Origin of the sequence: Parabacteroides sp. PF5-6, from assembly GCF_029504695.1 — a bacterium.
Lineage (GTDB): Bacteria > Bacteroidota > Bacteroidia > Bacteroidales > Tannerellaceae > QVMG01.
In genome coordinates this window covers 164790-186424 of sequence record NZ_JAQFIN010000007.1, presented here as the reverse complement: position 1 = coordinate 186424, position 21635 = coordinate 164790, and the positions used below count along the sequence as shown (strand labels likewise).

Here is a 21635-nt window from a genome sequence, read left to right as displayed (position 1 = left end):
GAAGAAAATAAAAGCGCAATGTTTTGTCGGTTAAAGTGCGATGTTTTTCTTCCTTGATTTTAGAGGGGTATAAGAGGCAGTAAATCAGTTTATTGCAAAGAGTAGGTATTTGTTGATAATTGTCAACAAATGTGTTGACGGTTATCAACAAACAAATAGTTCTTCGGGGAAGGGGGGATAGAGTATGGAGGAAAAAAGAGAATACCAAGGAAAAGGGAGAATAGCAAGAGAGAAGGGAGAAGGAAAAATGTAAGGGAGAAAGGAGGGAGAAAGGAGAGTGTAAGGGAGAAGGGAGAAAGGGAAGGTGCATTAAAAAAGAGCTTCCGTTTCGGGAAGCTCTTTTATTTTTATTTTTATTCTATGGATGATCCGCCTCATCTGGTCTGGCAGGAGCCAAGGTACAAGACTTATTCGTCTGGTCAGGCAAGAGCCAAGGTATAAGACTTATTCGTCTGGTCAGGCAGAAATCAAGGTACAAGACTTATTCGTCTGGTCAGGCAGAAATCAAGGTACAGGGCTTACGACTTTTGGGTCAGCCCCATATCAAGATAGGGCAAGGATCAATAGGCGCGTTCCAACAACCAGGCGTCCTGGAAGTTCGGGGAATATTTGATCTTGAAGGCGTCGCGGCTGTTGGCGGCGGAGGTTTTGTCGTCGTAGCTGGCAACGATTACGCGCAGCATGCCTTGTTCGTTTTCGCCCAGGACTACACTGTATCCATCGCCTTCCATTCTTTCTTTCAAGGAATAAGCATTTGTCTTGTTACGGAAGCTTCCGATAACCACGCTATAGCGCTTCAGACGGCTGGCGTCTTCGCCTTGTACCGCATTGATGCGTTCGGAACGGGTGGATTCGTTTGTTACTCTGGGTTTAGACACCGGAGCGACTTCGACTACTTCATCTTTTTCTACGATTGTTTCGACAGGGGCATTTTGCATTTCTCTCTGCTGTGCCTGTTCGTAAGCTGCTTTATATGCACTTTGTTTCGGTTTACATGAACCCAGAGTGAATACCATTGCTACCGCAGCTCCAAATAACCAAATTTTATTCATAATGACGGATCTTTAATTTGTTGGCAAAGATATGAATTAATTTTACTATTTTCGCACACCAGATAACTTAATATAATCTAACGCACATGAATAAATCTATTGGAACAATGATTATGGCAGCAACCGTGTTTATGGGCGCTTGCACACAAGAATCCCAACAAAAAACAGAGCAACAGGCGCCGTTGATCGGCCGGCCGGAGGTGAAAGTACCGAATGGAGTGATGACTCCCGAGATTTTGCAGAGCCTGGCGCGGGTGAGTGGCGCGCAGTTATCGCCCGACGGCACGAAGGTGTTGTACGGTGTGACCTTTATGAGTATCGAACAGAACAAGGGTAACCGGGAGCTGTTTGTTGTCGATATCGACGGCAGCAATAAGAAGCAGATCACCCACACGCCACAGAGTGAGCAGAACGCCGTTTGGATCAAAGGTGGCGAGCAGATCGCTTTCCTCCTGGGCGGCCAGATCTGGGTGATGAATGCCGACGGCAGCAACCGTCGCCAGGTGAGCGACTACGCCGGAGGAATCAATGAGTTCCTTCTTTCGCCGGATGAAACCCAGGTTTTATTCCATAGCGATATCCAATACGCCAAGAAGGTGACGGATGTTTATCCGGACCTGCCGAAAGCGAGCGGGCGTATGATCGACGACCTGATGTATAAGCACTGGGATGAGTGGGTAGAAACGATCCCCCACCCCTATGTCGCGCCGATCTCCTGGACCGGCACGATGGGCGAAGCGAAAGACCTGTTGGAAGGCGAGCCTTACGAAGCGCCGATGAAGCCGCATAACGGCATCGAGGACTTCGCCTGGAGCCCCGACGGCAAACTGATCGCTTATGCCTGCCGCAAAAAGACCGGTGTGGCCTATACCCTCTCCACCAATTCGGATATCTATATATATAATGTAGAGACAAAAGAAACGCGCAACCTGACCGAAGGCATGATGGGCTACGATACGCAGCCTGCCTTCTCGCCCGACGGCCGTATGATCGCCTGGGTTTCGCAGGAGCGCGACGGATACGAATCGGACAAACACCGTCTTTTCGTGGCCGACCTTTCTACCGGAGAAAAGACCTACCTCACCTCCGACTTCGACTACAATGCCGACTCGCCCACGTGGCATCCCAATAGCCAGGCGATCGGCTTTATCTGTGCCCGCGAAGGGTTGAACCATATCTGGGGCATCAGCTTGAATAAAGAGCTTATGCAAATCACCAAAGGACAATACGATTACACTTCGATGCACACATCAGCCGGCAAATTGATCGCCACGCGCCAGTCGATGATGAAACCGACGGAAGTCTTTGTGATCGACCCCAGCACGGGCGAGGCCACCGAGATCAGCTTCGAGAACAAAGCGATCTACGACCAGTTGACCACCGGCGAGAGTGTAGCCCGTTGGATCAAGACCACCGACGGCAAGGAGATGTTGACGTGGGTAATCTATCCGCCCAACTTCGATCCGAACAAGAAGTACCCCGCCCTACTCTATTGTGTCGGCGGTCCGCAGAATATGATCAGCCAAGGATTCAGTTACCGCTGGAACTTCCAGATCATGGCGGCCAACGACTATATCATCGTTGCGCCTAACCGTCGCGGCCTGCCCGGCTTCGGACAGGAATGGCTCGAGCAGATCAGTGGCGACTATGGCGGCCAGAATATGAAAGACTACTTCTCGGCGATCGACGAATTGGCGAAAGAGCCTTACGTCGATGAAACCCGCCTGGGTGCGGTAGGCGCCAGCTACGGTGGTTTCTCGGTCTATTGGCTTGCCGGCAATCACAATAAACGATTCAAAGCCTTCGTCGCCCATGCCGGGATGTTCAATATGGAACAACAATACCTGGAGACCGAAGAGATGTGGTTTGCCAACTGGGATATGGGCGGCCCGTACTGGGAGAAAGACAACAAGATCGCCCAGCGCACCTATGCCAACTCGCCGCACCGGTTCGTCGACAAATGGGATACGCCGATCCTGGTGACCCATGGCGAATTGGATTACCGTGTGCCCATCTCCCACGGCTTAGCCGCCTTCAACGCTGCCAAATTGCGTGGCATTCCGGCAGAGATGCTGGTCTATCCGGATGAGAACCATTGGATTCTGTCGCCGCAGAATGGGGTGCAGTTCCAAAGGGTGTTCTTTGGTTGGCTGGATCGGTGGCTGAAGGAATAAGAGATTAAGGGGTTTAAAGGGTTTTAAGGAGATTAAGGGGTTTTAAGGGAAGTTAGGAGCCCGATTTATGGGGGGGTGTCCGACGTTTTGTCAGCAAAGAACGCGGGCACTCCCCCTAAAAAGGGCTTTTTCTTTTACGGAATTATGCTTTTGCCGTTGGTTTGGTGCAAAATATTTTTTAGTTTTGTGCAGTCGTCATGGATAAAAGATGTAACAAATGAAACATATTCTGATCATCATAAGCTTAATTATCAGTTTACCGCTTTGTGCGCAAACAAAAGTGATAAAAAAGAATGCCGTCAAAGCGAACAACTATGGAGTGACCTATTCCCTTCCCAAAACATCCCTGGTAATAACCGCAGAGGTAACGAAAGTAACCTGTAAAGCAGGGCCTTACTTTCAGTATGCCGAAAGATACCTGGGCATCAAGAGCCCGATCGCGGAGGATAAGGTCTATTATGAATTGGGAAAAGTTTCTTTATCCAACGTCGGTATCCCCGATGCCGACCAGACCTACCTGATTGAATTCAAGGCCGGCACCGTTGCCCCTTATGCCTACCTGACAGAGGACGGCTTGTTGTGCGCGATCAATGCCGAATACAGTCCGCAGCCTTCCGAGTTGGAAACGATCAAGAATAATAAGCCGGAACCGATCACAGCCACGAATACATCCGTCTTCTCCGAAGAGTTACTGATGGCCGGTTCACTGGCCCGTCAGGCCGAGGTCGCCGCCAAGCAGATCTATTACATCCGCGAGAGCCGGATGAATATCCTGACCGGCGAAACCGATAACCCTCCTGCCGACGGCGTAGCCATGAAGATCGTGATCGATGAACTGGAAGCGCAGGAAAAAGCCTTAACCCACCTCTTCACCGGAGTCTATACAAAAACGACAGAACTATATGATGTGACGATCGTCCCGCACGACAACCTGGATAAAGAAGTGCTTTTCCGCTTCTCCAACCTTCTGGGTGTGGTCGATGCCGATGATCTGGCCGGCGAACCGGTCTACCTCAACCTTACGGCAACCGAACGTATCCCGCCGATGGATCCCAAAGAAGCAGAGAAGAAACTCAAAGGCGGAAAAGGAGTCATCTACAACATCCCCGGCAAAGCCAGTGTAGAGATCCTGATGAACAAAAAAACATTATTTAAAGGAGAAGTACAGGTGACCCAGTTCGGGGGGCAAGACAGCTTGGCTTCCGTGATGTTCGAAGACAAGAAAACACCGGTCAAAGTACTTTTCTATCCGGAGACAGGCGCCATTAAACAAATCATTCAATAAATACTAATTTTAATACCTTAAAACATGTTCAAGAATCATCCTAAAGGACTAATCGGAGCGGCACTCTCAAACATGGGAGAACGTTTCGGGTTTTACATCATGATGGCAATACTCTTGCTATTCCTGAATAACAAATTTGGTTTCACCGGGGCGGAAGGCTCCATCATTTATTCGGTCTTCTACGCGTTGATCTATGTATTATCGCTGGTAGGCGGTATCATCGCCGACAAGACCAAAAAGTACAAAACGACGATCCTATGCGGGCTTGTGTTGATGTCGATCGGCTATTTGTTGTTGGCCATCCCGACACCGACGCCGGTAGAAAACATGACTTTGATCCTGATCATCACCTGCCTGGGACTGTTCTCGATCGCTTTTGGTAACGGATTGTTCAAAGGTAACCTGCAAGCGGTTGTCGGACAATTGTACGACGATCCGAAATACGCCGACAAGCGTGAGACCGGCTTCCAGCTGTTCTATATGTTTATCAATATCGGTGCGATGTTCGCTCCGCTGATGGCTGTAGGCTTGCGCAACTGGTATGTACAGAGCAACGGCTTCACGTTCAATGCCGACCTGCCCGCGTTATGTAATCAGTTCCTGAGCGGAAATATCAGCAGCGATGCTTCTGCCCGCTTTGCCGAACTGGCAGCCGAGGCCGGAGGCGCTTCGATGGAACTGGCCGTCTTCGCCAAAGAATATCTGAACATCTTTATGACCGGTTATCACTACTCTTTCGGTATCGCGATCTTCGCTATGTTGATCTCCCTGGCGATCTTCCTGGCCAATAGAAAGACTTTACCCGATCCGGGCATGAAATCGGTTGCCCAGCAGTCGGCTGCTGTAGTAGAAATGGACGTGAAAGAAGTCAGACAGCGCATCTACGCTTTGTTTGCCGTATTTGCCGTGGTGATCTTCTTCTGGTTCTCTTTCCACCAGAACGGACAGACCTTGACCTTGTTCGCCAATGACTATACCCGCTTGTTGAAATTCAACTTGGGCTTCACTGTTTTGGAAGGCGCTGAAGTATTCCAGACCTTCAATCCCTTGTTCGTTGTATTCCTTACGCCGGTGGTGATCGGTTTCTTCGGCTGGTTGAAAGCCCGCGGCATCGACCTGTCAACGCCTAAAAAGATTGCGATCGGTATGGGTATCGCGGCAACTGCTTTTGCGGTGATGGCTTTAGGTTCATTCGGTTTGCCTGATACGCAAAGCCGTATCGCGATGGGTGGACTGGACAATACGATGCGTGTAACGCCTTGGTTATTGATCGGAACGTATCTGATCCTGACGATTGCCGAATTGTTTATCAGCCCATTGGGTATTGCGTTTGTTTCCAAAGTTGCTCCTCCGAAATATCAGGGAGTGATGCAAGGAGGCTGGCTGACAGCAACTGCTTTAGGCAACCAGTTATTGTTTATTGGCGTAATCTTCTACAACAGTATCCCCATCTGGGCCACCTGGTGTATCTTTGTCGTAGCTTGTCTGATCTCCATGTTCATGATGTTGGGCATGTTGAAATGGCTTGAGCGCGTTGCCAAATAAGATACGTTGGACTTACCTAATTAAAACGTTTTAGAGTTTGTTTAAAGGTTGTTGCTCACGCGGGCAGCAACCTTTTTTTGTATCCTACCGTTCTTTTTGCTTTACCACCGGGGTGCTAAAGCTTTTCGACCGGGGTCGTAAACGTTTACCACCGGGGTCGTAAAGGTTTACTACCCCGGTGGTAAAGCAAAAAAAACAAAGGATTGGGTGAATTCCCTGCCGGTCGGGCAAAGGATCCATCAGATGGTTGTCGTATGCAGAAGCTCGGAGAGTTTTTCTTCCGCTTTGTTCTTTATTTCGGGCGTCAGGCTATCTTTGACCAGGTTGATCACAAAAGACATCACGGCGATATCGTCGGCAAAGCCGATCAAAGGCAGTACGCTCTCGGGAATCAGGTCGAAAGGCAGGATGAAATAGCCCAATGCGCCGAGGATATAGGCTTTATGTTTCAGAGAGACGCTATCGCTCTGCAACATATAATACAACTGAAAGACGGGACGCAACACGGTCGCGCCGACTTTCTTCGTCACCGAAGCCACCTTTTTCCAGAATTTCTTTTCGGAATAATGGCTGCCGTACTTCTTGATCTCGTGCACCTCGATATAGGTCACGTCTTCTACCTCGTTTCGTTGCATAGCCTTCTATCTTCTTACTTCACTTCCACGAACGTCTCCATACACTTCACCCGGGGGGAAGGTGCGATCGTCACCTTTTTCGTATCGGCCGGGATCAAAGCGGTTTGTCCCTGGCGGAGATGCAGCGTATTTCCTTTATCATCGGTGAGCGTCGCCTGGCCTTCCATACAGATATAGACCACAAACGAATCCAAACCGGCCAGGTCGCGTTGCATCTGGCTGTCGAGGTCCAATAGGTTGGTGGTGAAATAGGGACAGGCGGCCAAAGGCACGGTCGCGTTGGTCGCCGCTTTGTAGTGCGTGCGGTAGTCGGGATACAATGTATAGTCGATCGCGTCTTTAGCCAGTTCGGTATGCAGTTCACGCTCGTTGCCCTGGGCATCGCGGCGGTTGTAATCGTAGATCCGGTAGGTGATATTGCTGGTCTGCTGGATCTCGGCGATAAAACAACCGGCACCAATGGCATGCACCCTGCCGGCGGGCAGGAAAAAGACATCACCGGCTTTCACTTCATAGCGTTGCAAGACGTCCATGATCGTATTTTCTTTCACCCGGCGCACATATTCTTCGGCATCGATCGGCTGGGAGAAACCGGAAAAGAGCGCCGCGCCCTCTTCGGCGTGGATCACATACCACATCTCGGTCTTTCCGAACGAGTCGTGCCGCTGGCGCGCCAGCACATCGTCGGGATGCACCTGGATCGACAGATCATCGCGCGCATCGATAAACTTGATCAATAACGGGAAGGTCGGACCGAACCGGTCGAGGACCGAACGGCCCACCAACTGCTCGCCATACGTCCGGATCAATTCATCCAACGTCTTGCCTTCCAATGGGCCATTATCCACTACGGAAAAGTTATCGTCGACATGCGACAACTCCCAACTTTCCCCAACTCCTTCCTGAACAGGGCTAATACCTTTGAAAGGACAGATCGCCGAACCTCCCCAAATGACGTTCTTTAGGATCGGCTTGAAAACAAAAGGATATAACATATTTAATTATAAATTATGAATTGTGAATTATGAGACAAATACGTTATGAGCTATGAGTTATGAGTTATGAGTGTTTTGAGTTTCCTTCTCATAATTCATAATTCATAATTCATAATTTCCTTAGAACCACGGCGCTTCGTGCCGGAATATAGAGCTTAAGCCACTCTTTACCCTCTTTGCGGTAAAGCGGATCGAAATGAGTCAGATGTGCCACGCTGTCGTCGGCCAATCCGAAACCGCCGAACCGCAGCGCATCGGTATTCAATACCACCTCGTACTTGCCTGTCGGCACCAGAAAGCCGTAGCCTTCGTAGGATTTATCCGGGCTGAAGTTGAAAACAAACAACAGATCGCCACGCATAAAGGCCAGTATCTGATCGCCGTCGCTATCCCAGATCTTACGGATCGGGCTGCGTTGGAAATCACTCACACTACGGATCAGCTCCAGCATCTCCCGGTCGAAATCACCCAGGTAATGATATTTCAGGTTCTGATCGTCGACCAGATTCCACTGGCGGCGGGCGTACTTATGCGACCAACCGTTTCCTTCCCGAGGGAAGTCGATCCATTCGGGATGGCCGAACTCATTACCCATGAAGTTCAGGTAACCACCATTGATTGTTGAAGCCGTCACCAGGCGGATCATCTTATGCAAAGCGATTCCCCGGTCGACCGTGAAGTTTCGGTCCGAAGCCTGCATGTGCCAATACATCTCAGCATCGATCAGGCGGAAGATGATTGTCTTATCGCCTACCAATGCCTGGTCGTGGCTTTCGGCATAGCTGATGGTCTTCTCATCGGCGCGGCGGTTGGTCACTTCCCACCAGATCGACGAGGGATGCCAGTCTTCATCTTTCTTCTCTTTGATGGTCTTGATCCAATAATCGGGGATATTCATTGCCATACGATAGTCGAAGCCATAGCCTCCGTCTTCGTATTTGGCGGCCAGGCCCGGCATTCCGCTTACTTCTTCGGCGATGGTGATCGCATGGGGGTTCACCTCGTGGATCAGCTTGTTGGCCAAAGTCAGGTAAGCGATCGCATCGCCATCCTGATGGCCGTTGTAATAATCGGCGTAGTTCATAAAGGCCTCGCCCAGGCCGTGGCTATAATAAAGCATCGAGGTGACGCCGTCGAAACGGAAACCGTCGAACCTGTACTCTTCCATCCAGAACTTACAGTTCGACAAGAGGAAATGCAACACTTCGTTCTTGCCGTAGTCGAACACCAGCGAGTCCCATGCCGGATGCTCACGCCGGCTGCCGGCATGGAAGTATTGGGTGTACGAACCATCGAAACGGCCCAATCCTTCCACTTCATTCTTCACCGCATGGCTATGCACAATATCCATAATCACGGCAATACCCATACCGTGCGCTTCATCGATCAGGGCTTTCAGCTCTTCCGGCGTCCCAAAGCGGGAAGAAGCCGCAAAGAAGCTACTGACATGGTAACCAAACGATCCGTAATAAGGATGTTCCTGGATGGCCATGATCTGAATCGCATTATAGCCGTCTTTCTTCACCCGGGGAAGGATGTTACGGCGGAATTCATCGTACGAGCCCACCTTCTCTTCGTTTGTCGACATGCCGATATGACATTCATAGATCAACAAAGGAGAAACATCCGGACAGAAGTGTTGATGTTTGAACCGATAGGCTTTCTCCGGGTTCCATACCTGCGCACTAAAGATCTTTGTCTCTTCATCCTGCACCACACGGCGGATCCAGGCGGGGATACGCTCGCCGGCTCCCCCCTCCCATTCGATCCATAACTTAAAGAGATCACCATGGTGCAGCAGATCATCTGTCAGGGAGATTTCCCAGACACCATTCTCCCGGCGTTCCATTTGATAGGGATCGGCCTTTTGCCAACGATTGAAATCGCCGATCAGATAAATCGCCGTAGCATGCGGAGCCCATTCACGGAACACCCAGCCGTTTGTTGTTTTATGAAGACCGAAGTAAAGATAACCGGAAGCCAGTTCAGATAGAGTTTGTTGACCGTCATTCGTGAGAATCTTCTCCTTTTCGAGCGCATACTGATAACGCCCTATTATAGCATCTTTATAAGGAGCTAACCAAGGATCATTCTTTATTAGGTTTAAAGATGTCATTCTTTTTATAGATTGGTTATCGGACAAAGATAAAAGAAAAAAGTGTATGCATTGAGGGTTCGGGATTATTTATTATTTTTGCAAGAAATGAAAAGATAAAGATGAGCAGGGGCAAGAGGAACGTTTCTTTTTATTTACTAATGCTTGTGGTCTTCGGTTCATTGATGTACTTCATTGCCAAAAAAGGAGAAAGTCATCAGGTGAAAGAGGAGATCACGTCCGTTTACGATGCGCCGGCGAACCTCAATGAAGGCTTCGATGTCTTTATCCAGCTTATCCTCGATCATATTGCTTCTCCTTTTGGTATTCTGCTGCTGCAGATTATCGTGATCCTGCTTTGTTGCCGCCTCTTCGGGTGGGTCTTTATGAAGATCGGGCAACCGACGGTCGTGGGCGAGATCATTGCCGGCATTGTCCTGGGGCCTTCTATCCTGGGGCATTGGCTTCCGGAGATCTCCGGTTTTCTTTTCCCAATGGAGTCCTTGGATAATATCTCCCTCTTGAGCCAGTTCGGGCTGATCCTCTTTATGTTTGCCATTGGTATGGAGTTGGATCTGACCGAAGTACGTAAAAAGCTGAAAGAGACCATCCTGATCAGCCATACCAGCACAGTTGTTCCATTCTTCCTGGGTATGCTCACGGCCTACTTCGTGTATGATAATTATGCCGATAAGAATATCCCATTCCTTTCTTTTGCTTTGTTTATCGGCATTGCCATGAGCATCACCGCTTTCCCCGTACTGGCGCGGATCATCCAGGAGAAAGGATTGACCAAGACCCACCTGGGAAGCATCTCATTGGCCAGCGCAGCCAACGGAGACATCACTGCCTGGTGCCTGTTGGCGGTAGTGATTGCGATTGCACAGGCGGGCACGATGCTGAGCGCGGTGTATAATATTATATTCTCTGTCCTCTACCTGTTGGCGATGTTCCTGATGGTTCGTCCGTTTATGCGTATGATCGGGCAGGTGTACCATAATAAAGAGGTGATCGGCAAGGGACTGATCGCGTTTATATTCATTACATTGCTGAGTTCGGCCTACGTCACGGAGATCCTCGGATTGCATGCCCTGTTCGGTGCGTTCATGGCGGGAGTGGTGATGCCCGAGAACATTAAGTTTCGTAAGATCATGGCCGAGAAGGTCGAAGATGTCTCGCTCTCCCTTTTCCTTCCGCTCTTCTTCGCCTCTACCGGATTGCACACACAGATAGGATTACTCAACACGCCCCAGCTCTGGGGCCTCTGCCTCATCTTTACGCTCGTAGCGATTGCCGGCAAGTTCGGCGGCGCCACGCTCTCGGCACGTATCGTCGGAGAAAACTGGAAGAACAGCCTCTATATCGGTGCCTTGATGAACACCCGCGGCTTGATGGAGCTGATCGTACTGACCATCGGTTACGAGATGGGCATCCTTTCGCCTACGATCTTCGTGATGCTGGTGATCATGACGCTGGTCACTACCTTTATGACCGCTCCCCTGATCTCTTTTATCAAGTTCTGTTTCCGCACGCGCGATAAGATTATCATACAAAAAAGGATGGCTCAGCAAGAAGGCGTCTTTAAGGTGTTACTCTCGTTCGGACGCGCCAGCAACGGACAGGTGATGCTCGATGTGGCTCATCAGATGTTCTCCCGCGGACAGAATAAGCTGGAGGTGACGGCCCTGCACCTGACCATCGGTTCGGATGTCAATCCTTTATTGACCGATAACTTCGAAGAGATAAGCTTCGGTCCGATCCTCAGCGGAGCCAAGAAACTGAATATGCCCATCAATACCCGCTACGAAGTGTCGACCAATGCCGGACAGGATATCTGTACGATCGTCAACGAGGAAGGTTATCACTTCCTACTGGTCGGTGCGGGCATTACCTGGAGCAACCTGCCCGACGATATCGCCGCCAACCAATACCGGGAGTCGGCGCAAGGACGTTACCTCAAACGCATCAAAGCGGATTCCTGGTTCTTCCCCGGTGATCTGTTACGCGACAAGACACGCTGGTTTATTGAACATACAAATGCGCCGGTCGGTGTGTTTGTCAACCGTGACTTCGTCAAGGCAACCGACATCATCCTGATCATCGATTCGGAGAAGGATCTCTTCTTGCTTCCTTATGTCAAGACGCTGCTGAGATCCACTTACGGCTTCGTCTCCATCCTCTATCGCTGCAAAGAAACAACGCAGGAGCAGGATCCTATCGACCAGGCGCTGTCCGACTTTACGGATACCGAAGGCTCTTCCACCGTATTGATGGAGAAAGACTTCACCAACGAGTTGTTCCAACGCTTCAACTTCATGCTGATCAGCTACGAGACCTGGAACGACGTCTCCGAGAACCGCAAAGAAGAATTACAAAACATGCCCTCGACGCTTATTCTGAACAAGAAATAAAGAACAAACAACGATCCCCATAAAAAAAAGGTAGTAGGTTTTCCATAACCTACTACCTTTTTATATACTTTCGTTAAATTTAGTCGTTTGGCGTGACTCGGCATAATCCATGCAAGCACGGATTCTGCACTCGCTACTTCTTTCTCCTAATTCTTTCCGTACTTACTGGAGGTAACTCCCACTTTCATCACCGCGTCGTCCTTTCTGAGCTTCATACCGTACGGGAACAGGTAGTGACTGAGAGAAGTCGTATAGACCGTTCCGTAGTAACTGTTCGATTCCTGTTTCTGCTTGACCGGAATAACCAATAAAGACAAATCCTTTTCCGGAGAGTTTTCGATATGATTGGTCAATACGTTCGACAGGTTACCAAACGAATAGGCCCTTGAGGCAGATGAATAAGAAGCGACAAATGAGGTTATGCCATCTTCGACTCTACTGTTCTCAAAGAAGCTCTTCACCGAGTCTTCCGGCAAGATCAATAAGGTTTCCGGCATGGTTAATGCGTATTCATACTCGTCCTGAGGCATCGGATAAAGCGCCAAAGGCATATTATTCAATATACGTCCATCGATAAAAGGAGCGATTTCCCTTGCCGGTATCACCAGTTTGGTACATACGCCTGCCGGAGTTTTGATATAGGTATAGTTTGCATTCGGCTCAATCAAATGATCCATGTTCGTATTCTTAAAGCGATTGAACTGAATGACTTCTTTGGTCACGTTGAACACTTCCGAAGTTTTGATAATCGTATCCTGCCCTTCACTTCCGACATCCATATACTTATAATAGATCGTGAAGTAAGAGACATCGACCCCTATGATATTACCGGAGCCGAATGTATTGGTCACATAGAGCCCCGGGAAGAACTCGTTGAATGCATCCTGATCTTTAAAGGATGAAGGATTATTCACCGTTTCTTCATAGAATTTCTGCCCCAGTTCTTGTGGCATCCGGACTGTGATCACCGGATAAAAGGTTGAATTTCCATAATAATCGGTTGCATAACGGACAGAGTCCGGCACCGAGCGGTCAAACGCCGTATACGTCTGCATCCCTAAAGAGGCTTGCATATCAGCATAGTCTTCCGGATTGACATCCGTATAGAAATTCTTTTCTAAAGGCTTGACGATCGGATAAATCTGCGCACGCATGGGTGCTAAGGAGTCTCCGACCCAGGTGTCATAGAAAATACGGAAATCAACAGAGTCGATCTTTCCGTTTATAGGCGTATGCTTAAACTGAAATTCCGCCGGGCAATAGAACTGACAGATATAATCCGACTTCAATGTCCCGTACAACGGATCGTAGAACTCACCCAACAGGCCCGTATCCGCCCGGGCATAAACAGACTCCATAAGAACGGTAGAAGCTTCGATATAGAAACTGTCTACGGAGACCGAGATTTTATCACTGTCACCCTGAATACTCGTTCCAACCCTTGTCAAATCATCATCACAACTTCCCAGGCAGAATATAAACGCCAGAAAAAGTCCAAGTACTATACGTTTCATACCCATCTTTATTTGTTACTTCTTAGGTTCTAACACGACATCATAAAATTCATTAAAAGCATCCATATAAGATTCCGGCGACCGATAGGAAAGGAAAGGGGTTTCCTTATTTTGCGCATACTCCAGCAACGCCGGATCAATCACTTCACTGCCCTGGATAATGCCATCGGCAAAGTCCATCGCCAGTTTGGAGATACCAACAAAGCTGGTATCTTCTTTTATGCCTTCCACATCAGCTTCCAAAGCGCCATCCATCATCAGTTTCTTGGAGAAGTCTTTCCGGAAGGGCGTATTGAATTCATCATTATAGATCGAATACACAATCTTTGCATCTTTCAAGCACGGATCATCCGCATACATTCTCTTTATATAAAGGGCTGTCGGCGCCGCGATCCAGCCGTGGCAATGAATCACATCCGGGATCCAGCGCAATTTCTTTACCGTCTCCAATACCCCGCGCACATAAAAGATCGAGCGGTCATCGTTATCTTCATATTCAACGCCGTTATCATCCATGACGGTGTTCTTGCGTTGAAAAAAGTCTTCATTATCGATAAAATAAACCTGCATACGTGCAGATTGAATGGATGCCACCTTGATTATCAGGGGATGATCCGTATCATCGATAATCAGGTTCATACCGGAAAGACGGATTACCTCGTGCAACTGATTACGTCGCTCGTTGATATTCCCGAATTTAGGCATAAATGTTCTGATTTCGCGACCGCGTTCCTGTATCCCTTGAGGTAAGTTTCTACAGATTGTTGCGATCTCTGATTCTGGAAGGTAGGGAGTGATTTCTTGAGTGATAAACAAGATTTTTTTTGCGTCCATTCTATACGTTTCAATAAATTTAGTCGTTTTGTGTGACCTGACATCATCCTAAGTAAATTGGGTTTCTGCGCTCACTACTTAAAACATTACATTTTGTAAAAACGATACAAAGATAATAAATTTCTTTCATTTACCGTAATTATTTATTTGCTTTGCACCTTCATTTAAGCATCTTTCAGATGAAAGTCATACATACGATCGCTGATCTTAAGAATTATTTGCTAAAAGAAAGGCAAAATAAGAAGTCCGTCGGTTTCGTTCCGACCATGGGCGCTTTACATGCGGGACACCTGAGTTTGGTCCACGCCTGCACAAAAGAAAACGACATTTGTGTCGTCAGTATCTTCGTCAATCCGACCCAGTTCAATGACCCGCGCGACCTGGAGACCTACCCGCGCACGTTGAACAAAGACCTGGCTCTGCTCGAGCCGGCCGGGTGCGACTATGTCTTCGTCCCCCGCGTCGAAGAGATGTACCCCGAACCGGACACGCGCGTCTTTGACTTCGGCACGATCGCCGAGGTGATGGAAGGTGCACACCGGCCCGGGCATTTCAATGGCGTAGCCCAAATCGTCAGTAAGTTATTCACCTTTGTCGAACCCGATGATGCGTATTTCGGTGAGAAAGATTTCCAGCAGATCGCCATCATACGCGCCATGGTCAGACAGTTGCAGATGAACGTGCGGATCCACGCCTGCCCGATCTTGCGAGAACCGGACGGCCTGGCCATGAGTAGCCGCAATGTACGTTTATCCGACGAACAGCGTCAAAAAGCACCGCTGATTGCGCGCACGTTAAAAGAAAGTATTAACTTTGTGCCCGGTAAAAAGGTGCAGGAAGTCATCGACTTTGTCGTTACGACATTGAATGAAGAGCCTGTGATGCGTGTAGAATACTTTGAAATTGTAGATGGATACTCGTTAGAGTCGGTGCGTGACTGGTCGGAATCGGATTACATCGTGGGATGTATCACGGTCTACTGCGGAGAAGTCCGACTGATCGATAATATGACATATAAAAGGTAAAGGCGATTGCAAAACAAAACAACAATGTTTATAGAAATAGTCAAATCAAAAATTCACCGGGTGACGGTAACGGAAGCGAATCTGAATTATATCGGAAGTATCACGATTGATGAAGATTTGATGGACGCTGCCAACCTGATTCCTTTTGAGAAAGTATCCATTGTCGACAATAATAACGGAGAGCGCTTTGAAACGTATGTGATCAAAGGTGAGCGCGGATCCGGTGTGATCTGTCTCAATGGAGCAGCCGCCCGCAAAGTCCAGGCCGGCGACATCATCATCATCATGTCGTACGCCTCCATGGATTTTGAAGAAGCGAAAGGATTTAAGCCTTCCGTCATATTCCCGGATACAGCGACAAACAAATTGATATAATATCGGTTATTTTACTCGGAAAGAACAGAAACAGTAAAGCCTGCCGATAACATTCGGTGGGCTTTTTTGGCTTTTTATCAGCTAAACAGAAACAAGTAGACGCGATGTACAACAATAAACAAATCTGGCAGGTAAGCTATCCCATATTCCTGAGCCTGCTGGCACAAAATCTCATTAATGTAACGGATACCGCCTTCCTGGGGCATGTCGGCGAAGTGGAATTAGGGGCATCCGCCATGGGTGGATTGTTCTATATCTGCTGCTTTACGATCGCATTCGGCTTCAGTATCGGTTCGCAGATCATGATTGCCCGGCGCAACGGCGAGCGGCAGTACCCGCAGGTCGGCCCGGTCATGATCCAGGGCGTTTTGTTCCTGTTTGTTGTCGCCGCTTTCATGTTCAGCTTCTCCCGTTTCTTTGCCAGGGACATCATGCAACTGATGATCTCTTCCGATACGATCATGGAGGCGACGTTGGAGTTTTTGGACTGGCGGATCTTCGGTTTCTTCTTTTCATTTATCAATGTGATGTTCCGCGCACTCTTTATCGGTATAACCCGGACAAAGATCCTGACCTTGAATGCGCTGGTCATGGCCGTCACCAACATCATACTCGACTACCTGTTGATCTTCGGTCATGCCGGCTTCCCGCAGATGGGATTGCAGGGGGCTGCCGTTGCCTCGGTGATTGCCGAAGCGGCTTCGACATTGTTCTTCCTGATCTACACCCGGTTTACGGTCGATACCGAGCGCTACGGATTGAACCGCTTCCGGTCGTTCGACTTCAAACTGCTCGGGCGCGTACTCAGCATTTCCATCTACACGATGCTGCAACACTTTATTTCCATGGCCACCTTCTTTATGTTCTTCGTCGTTGTCGAGCGTCTGGGACAAAAAGAACTGGCAGTGGCCAATATCGTGCGCAGCATCTACATTGTGATGTTTATCCCGGTCAATTCGTTGTCGACAACGACCAACTCCTTCGTCAGCAACGTCATCGGAGCCGGCCAGATCCAACAGGTGATCCCGATCATCCGGAAGATCTCCCGGCTATCCTTTCTGATTATGGCCGGCTTCGTACTTGTATTATGCTCGTTTCCCCGGGCGATCATCTCGGTCTACACCAACGATCCGTCGCTTATCGCCGCTTCGATCCCTTCGCTGTATGTGATCGCCGCCGCCATGCTGTTGAGTTCGGTCAGCAACATCTTCTTCAACGGCGTTTCCGGCACAGGCAATACCCGTTCGGCATTAGCCATGGAACTGGTCACGTTGTTCTTCTATTGCATTTACCTGTATTGGATCGGCATGATCATGAAAATGCCGGTACAGATCTGCTTTACCACCGAATTTATCTATTATGCCAGCCTGTTGATCCTGTGTTTCTTCTATCTGAAGAAGGCAAACTGGCAGAACAAAAAGATCTAAACGCGAGCGCTAAAGAGTTATAAGAGATTTGCCGCCATCTCCGCCAATGCGCTGCGTTCGCCTTTGATCAGGTTGATGTGGGCAAAGATCTCCTGCCCTTTCATCTTATCGACCATATAGGCCAGGCCGTTACTCTGGGCATCGAGGTAAGGCGAGTCGATCTGCTGGATATCGCCGGTAAACACCATCTTGGTGCCTTCGCCGGCACGGGTGATGATTGTTTTGATCTCGTGCGGTGTCAGGTTCTGCGCTTCGTCGATGATACAGAAGGTCTCCGACAAGCTGCGCCCACGGATAAAGGCAAGGGCTTCGACCACCAGTTTGTTTTCTTTCTGCATCTCATCGATGCGTTTCACTTCGGCGCTGGTGGCTACGAACTGCGACTTGATCACGTTCAGGTTGTCGAACAACGGTTGCATATACGGCGCCACTTTTTGTTTTTCATCACCGGGAAGGAAACCGATATCCTTATTGGCCAAAGAAACGATCGGGCGGGCCAGGAGTACCTGTTTGTACATTCCGGCCTGTTTCAATGCCGAAGCCAACGCCAATAGGGTCTTTCCCGTACCGGCTTTACCAGTGATGCCGACCAGTTTCACATCCGGATCGTTCAACACTTCAAAAGCAAAGCTTTGCTCCGCATTGCGCGGGGTGATCCCGTAGTTATTGCCTTTTTCCACCCGTTCGATCTTGTCGGTGAACGGATTATAGCGGGCCAAAACGGAATTGCGCATACTCTTGAGGATAAAACAATCATTGGGTTCCAGCTTGGACTTGATCTCCAACAGATCGGCATCGATGCCTCCGGGCGTGGAATAGAGTTTATCGATCAGTTCGGGATCCGTTTCATCATAGATATCCTGTGCCCGTTCGAAGATATCGACATTGACTACCTTGTCGTTGATATAATCTTCCACCGCAATGCCCAATGCGCGAGCTTTCATCCGCAGGTTGATGTCTTTGGTGACCAGAATGGTTTTCATCTTCGGTTTCGTCTCCGCCACCCAGGTGGCACACGACAGGATCCGGTTGTCCGGCGTTTTATCCGGAAAAGAGAGCGACACCTTGTCCGTATGTTTATCGCCCGTCACGATATAAAGCGTGCCTTTCCCCTCGCCCAGCGAAGCCCCTTTGAGAAAGAGATCGTTACTGGTCAATGCATCCAATTCGCGCACGAATTCCCGCGCGTTATAATTGATCTGATCGCTTCCTTTCTTGAATTTGTCCAACTCTTCCAACACAACGATCGGAAGATAAATATCATTCTCTTCAAACTTCTCAATACATTTATAGTCGTGTAAGATCACGTTCGTATCCAACACAAAATTTTTCTTTCCCATGGCACTTCATCTTTAATGTTTATCGCTTCCAAGATAAGAAGAATTCTTTTTCGTTCGTCCTTTTCACCGGATAATTATCATATTCCGACCAAAGATCTCCGTGTCTGAACCAGTCAGTCGGACACATAAAAGTTTCGCCCCCCCTTCCACCTTTCACCCGGCAGCCAGATCCCTGTATTGATCCGCGTTTCGGGTGAAGGCTTGGAGAAGGATGGCGGCTTCCCGAAAAAGGCCGGCAGGGTTTTCCAAAAGGCCGGCAGGGTTTTCCAAAAGGCTGCCGGAGTTTTAGAAAAGGCCGCCGGCCTTTTTCGGAAAGTCGCCAGGAGGTCTGCCGTTTTTGTAAGGCACTCCTTTACCTTTCACCCGAAACGCGGATCAATACAGGGATCTGGCTGTCGGGTGAAAGGTGAAGATCGGGGTAAAAACTTTTATGTGGTAAAAACTATTTCCCCAAGCGGGAAGTGTCGACTGCTTTATGTTGTTTCGCCTTGTAGCCGCCGAATTTATAGGAGAAGGCGAGCTGCACGTATCGCAGGTTATTCATATCGTTGATTCGGCTCCACTGGTTGCCGTGGTTGATCTCAATGGTTTTGGGGATACCCGTTTCGAAGATATCATAAGCCGTCAGGGTCAGCGAGGCTTTTTCGCCGGCAAAGATATATTTCAACCCGGCATCCAACCGACGGATAGCGCCCAGGTCGTAAATGCCCTGAATACCGCCGGTGACATACAAACCGTCAAACGTCAGTTTCAGGTTCGGCCGGCTCGACAGATTAAAGGTATTCTGCGTAACGATGGCTCCGACATAATCTTCTTTATTGAAAGACATATCGTGGAAATGATCACTCTTCTGCTGCATACGAAAGCCTTGTACCGTCCAACGGCTATCCCAGACCCTACCGACCTTGAAAGGAATGATAGCCACCAAGCCCGTTTTCAGACTGTAGTCGAAGTTTTCATAGCGAAAGACATTCTTCACCGTCTCATTGCTTTGATAAGGCACCTGCGTGAAGAAGTCCGGTTCGTACGTAGCGAATGCCATCAGGACATACTTCTGCCGGTGGATATACATCAACTGCATATCGTAGGAACGATACGGTTTCAACTGCGGATTACCCACCATCTCCGAATAGGAGTTCAAGGGATGACGCTGCGGGCTGAGGGTCCAGTAGCTCGGATAGGTCTTATCGCTGGTGACGTTGAATTGCAGGATATGATAAGGCGAGAACGTATAACTCAATGAAGCGGTAGGCAATAGGGTCCAATCTTCCCAAAGCGTAAGCTCTTCCGTCAGCGATTGGTAGTCGGAGCGAAAATAATCCGCTTTCAAAGCGACCGTAGCCGAAAAGCGAGAGCCAAACCGGGTCGTTACCTCAACAAACCCGTTCGCATTATAGTCTTTCTGCGTATTATCGACCCGTTCATCCGGCGCTTCCACATAACCGTTGCCCGTATCATAGGCGTAATCGACCCGGTTATCCGACAGGCTGTATCCACCCTGCGCGCCGTAATTCAATCGCCATCCACCCAACGTAAGGGTATGGTTAAGGAAAAGGGATGCGCGGGATACATCCTGCCGGGAATCGTTGAACATATGGGTTTCTTTCGTAGCATCGTTCCACAGGCTACTGTAGGGCAAGGCGCCATTATCGAATTGAAGCGTCGACGGGGCATGGTAATAGGTATAATCGGCACCGGCCATCAGCCCTTTGTGTCCGTCGTATTGCAGGCGGATATTGTGCAACACACTGCGCATATCACTCCGCGACTCGCTTTGTTCGTCTCGGAAGTCACCGTCGATCATATCATCCATCGGCCGATAGCGTGTGGTCGACGTACGTGTTGTTTCCCGATCATCCCAGGCCACATAATAGGCACCGGAGAGTTTATCCTGATTGGAAAAGGTATAATCCATTCCCAACCGGGCGGAAGAATCATAACCCTCTCCGCGCGAACGTCCATACTGCTCGATATGAATAAGCCGGTTGTCCACCGTATGCCGCGCCTCCATATCTTCACCGGTATAGGAACGGCCGGCAGTTGGTTTGACCATCAAGTCTACCGCCAGCTTCGGCGTGGTATATAAAAGGTTGGCATAGACCGATCCGCTGGCGTAATGCTTCTGTTTATAACTTGCACCGACCTCGCCTTGGAAGACAGGCTCTTCCGATTCACTCCCACTCAATACCACATTGATCAATGAGCCTTTCACATTGTAGCGCGCCGGGGCGTTATACATCACTTCGACTTTCTCGACGCGGGAGGCCGGCATAGTTTTCAACAACTGGATCAACTGTTCCATCGACATGGTCGTCAACTGCCCGTTAATCACCAACCGCAACGAGCGGGCACCAACCAGTTCCAATGACGCATCTCCGCCGATCACGCCCGGGATCTCCCGGACCGCCTCGAAAGCATTCGTGGAGGTCTTATTGGCAATCAGTTGCGGCACGTCGTAACTCAACGTGCCCCCTTCGACCCGCACGACCGGACGTTCGCCTTTGACCACAATCTCTCCTAACGCATAATTGCGGGGCGTCAGTTGAATAGTCCCGACATCACCCGAACGGATCTCCATCGCTTTAGGTTCAAATAAGATATGCTGAAACAAAAGACGATAGGTTTGATCCAACGGTCTGGGTATAACAAAAAGACCGGTACTATCGGTCATCACCGCACTCACATAGATTGAGTCCATCGTTTGCATCACGACAGCAACGGCCTCTACCGGCTGCAGCTCATGGTCGAATACAAATCCTTTGATTTCCTGTGCCTGGATCATACCTGGCAAGCATAACAACAAGGTCAAATATAAACAAGTGGTTCGTTTCATCCTTCTATTGCTTTACACTTCGCTAAGCGATTTCCGCTTTGCTCCAATTCTTTATTCTTCATTCTTCGTTCTTCATTTCCTAAGTGCAAAGAAAG

The 21635-nt window shown here is 49.1% G+C and carries 15 protein-coding genes; 7 read left to right on the top strand and 8 right to left on the bottom strand.

Annotated features, from left to right (window positions below):
• Nucleotides 1-560: 560 nt before the first annotated feature.
• Nucleotides 561-1052: an SPOR domain-containing protein gene (locus tag M2133_RS10485; protein ID WP_277466075.1), complete on the bottom strand. Its 492-nt coding sequence runs from the start codon at nt 1050-1052 to the stop codon at nt 561-563.
• Between the two features lie 86 nt (nt 1053-1138).
• Between M2133_RS10485 and M2133_RS10480 the strand changes: the two genes are divergently transcribed.
• From M2133_RS10480 to M2133_RS10470, 3 genes are all read left to right on the top strand, one after another.
• Complete coding sequence (locus tag M2133_RS10480) at nt 1139-3226, top strand: S9 family peptidase (protein ID WP_277466074.1); 2088 nt, start codon at nt 1139-1141, stop codon at nt 3224-3226.
• 280 nt (nt 3227-3506) lie between these two features.
• Nucleotides 3507-4511: a DUF4831 family protein gene (locus M2133_RS10475; RefSeq protein WP_277466073.1), complete on the top strand. Its 1005-nt coding sequence runs from the start codon at nt 3507-3509 to the stop codon at nt 4509-4511.
• Nucleotides 4512-4535: 24 nt separating this feature from the next.
• Nucleotides 4536-6056 (top strand): peptide MFS transporter, encoded by a 1521-nt coding sequence (locus M2133_RS10470; protein WP_277466072.1) that lies wholly within the window; start codon nt 4536-4538, stop codon nt 6054-6056.
• 239 nt (nt 6057-6295) lie between these two features.
• Here M2133_RS10470 and M2133_RS10465 read toward each other — a convergent pair whose 3' ends face one another.
• From M2133_RS10465 to M2133_RS10455, 3 genes are all read right to left on the bottom strand, one after another.
• Complete coding sequence (locus M2133_RS10465; RefSeq protein ID WP_277466071.1) at nt 6296-6691, bottom strand: YkvA family protein; 396 nt, start codon at nt 6689-6691, stop codon at nt 6296-6298.
• 14 nt (nt 6692-6705) lie between these two features.
• Nucleotides 6706-7686, bottom strand: coding sequence for a type I phosphomannose isomerase catalytic subunit (locus M2133_RS10460; RefSeq protein ID WP_277466070.1), 981 nt, complete (start codon nt 7684-7686; stop codon nt 6706-6708).
• 109 nt (nt 7687-7795) lie between these two features.
• Nucleotides 7796-9802, bottom strand: a complete 2007-nt coding sequence (locus M2133_RS10455; RefSeq protein ID WP_277466069.1) for an alpha amylase C-terminal domain-containing protein — start codon at nt 9800-9802, stop codon at nt 7796-7798.
• A gap of 101 nt (nt 9803-9903) precedes the next feature.
• Here M2133_RS10455 and M2133_RS10450 point away from each other — a divergent pair, with 101 nt between their 5' ends.
• Entirely contained in the window at nt 9904-12192 is a 2289-nt protein-coding gene (locus M2133_RS10450) for a cation:proton antiporter (protein ID WP_346843241.1), read from the top strand.
• A gap of 146 nt (nt 12193-12338) precedes the next feature.
• Here M2133_RS10450 and M2133_RS10445 read toward each other — a convergent pair whose 3' ends face one another.
• Entirely contained in the window at nt 12339-13706 is a 1368-nt protein-coding gene (locus M2133_RS10445; protein WP_346843240.1) for a DUF4270 domain-containing protein, read from the bottom strand.
• A 15-nt stretch (nt 13707-13721) separates the two neighbouring features.
• On the bottom strand, nt 13722-14540 hold the full coding sequence (locus M2133_RS10440) for a glycogen/starch synthase (protein WP_277466066.1): 819 nt from the start codon (nt 14538-14540) through the stop codon (nt 13722-13724).
• Nucleotides 14541-14719: 179 nt separating this feature from the next.
• On the opposite strand from M2133_RS10440, the gene panC reads away from it, so the two are divergent.
• From panC to M2133_RS10425, 3 genes are all read left to right on the top strand, one after another.
• Nucleotides 14720-15565, top strand: a complete 846-nt coding sequence (panC, locus tag M2133_RS10435; protein WP_277466065.1) for a pantoate--beta-alanine ligase — start codon at nt 14720-14722, stop codon at nt 15563-15565.
• A gap of 24 nt (nt 15566-15589) precedes the next feature.
• Nucleotides 15590-15940, top strand: coding sequence for an aspartate 1-decarboxylase (gene panD, locus M2133_RS10430; RefSeq protein WP_277466064.1), 351 nt, complete (start codon nt 15590-15592; stop codon nt 15938-15940).
• Nucleotides 15941-16044: 104 nt separating this feature from the next.
• Complete coding sequence (locus M2133_RS10425) at nt 16045-17367, top strand: MATE family efflux transporter (RefSeq protein WP_277466063.1); 1323 nt, start codon at nt 16045-16047, stop codon at nt 17365-17367.
• A gap of 17 nt (nt 17368-17384) precedes the next feature.
• Here the strand turns inward: M2133_RS10425 and M2133_RS10420 are convergent, their stop codons facing one another.
• Entirely contained in the window at nt 17385-18707 is a 1323-nt protein-coding gene (locus M2133_RS10420; RefSeq protein ID WP_277466062.1) for a PhoH family protein, read from the bottom strand.
• 442 nt (nt 18708-19149) lie between these two features.
• Nucleotides 19150-21540: an outer membrane beta-barrel family protein gene (locus M2133_RS10415; RefSeq protein WP_277466061.1), complete on the bottom strand. Its 2391-nt coding sequence runs from the start codon at nt 21538-21540 to the stop codon at nt 19150-19152.
• Nucleotides 21541-21635 lie beyond the last annotated feature (95 nt).

What these genes read in the sequence shown, in the direction of transcription:
- M2133_RS10485 (WP_277466075.1), bottom strand. Translation starts at nt 1,052, where the DNA reads ATGAATAAAATTTGGTTATTTGGAGCTGCGGTAGCAATGGTATTCACT.
- M2133_RS10480 (WP_277466074.1), top strand. Translation starts at nt 1,139, where the DNA reads ATGAATAAATCTATTGGAACAATGATTATGGCAGCAACCGTGTTTATG.
- M2133_RS10470 (WP_277466072.1), top strand. Translation starts at nt 4,536, where the DNA reads ATGTTCAAGAATCATCCTAAAGGACTAATCGGAGCGGCACTCTCAAAC.
- M2133_RS10465 (WP_277466071.1), bottom strand. Translation starts at nt 6,691, where the DNA reads ATGCAACGAAACGAGGTAGAAGACGTGACCTATATCGAGGTGCACGAG.
- M2133_RS10460 (WP_277466070.1), bottom strand. Translation starts at nt 7,686, where the DNA reads ATGTTATATCCTTTTGTTTTCAAGCCGATCCTAAAGAACGTCATTTGG.
- M2133_RS10455 (WP_277466069.1), bottom strand. Translation starts at nt 9,802, where the DNA reads ATGACATCTTTAAACCTAATAAAGAATGATCCTTGGTTAGCTCCTTAT.
- M2133_RS10450 (WP_346843241.1), top strand. Translation starts at nt 9,904, where the DNA reads ATGAGCAGGGGCAAGAGGAACGTTTCTTTTTATTTACTAATGCTTGTG.
- M2133_RS10445 (WP_346843240.1), bottom strand. Translation starts at nt 13,706, where the DNA reads ATGAAACGTATAGTACTTGGACTTTTTCTGGCGTTTATATTCTGCCTG.
- M2133_RS10440 (WP_277466066.1), bottom strand. Translation starts at nt 14,540, where the DNA reads ATGGACGCAAAAAAAATCTTGTTTATCACTCAAGAAATCACTCCCTAC.
- panC (WP_277466065.1), top strand. Translation starts at nt 14,720, where the DNA reads ATGAAAGTCATACATACGATCGCTGATCTTAAGAATTATTTGCTAAAA.
- panD (WP_277466064.1), top strand. Translation starts at nt 15,590, where the DNA reads ATGTTTATAGAAATAGTCAAATCAAAAATTCACCGGGTGACGGTAACG.
- M2133_RS10425 (WP_277466063.1), top strand. Translation starts at nt 16,045, where the DNA reads ATGTACAACAATAAACAAATCTGGCAGGTAAGCTATCCCATATTCCTG.
- M2133_RS10420 (WP_277466062.1), bottom strand. Translation starts at nt 18,707, where the DNA reads ATGGGAAAGAAAAATTTTGTGTTGGATACGAACGTGATCTTACACGAC.
- M2133_RS10415 (WP_277466061.1), bottom strand. Translation starts at nt 21,540, where the DNA reads ATGAAACGAACCACTTGTTTATATTTGACCTTGTTGTTATGCTTGCCA.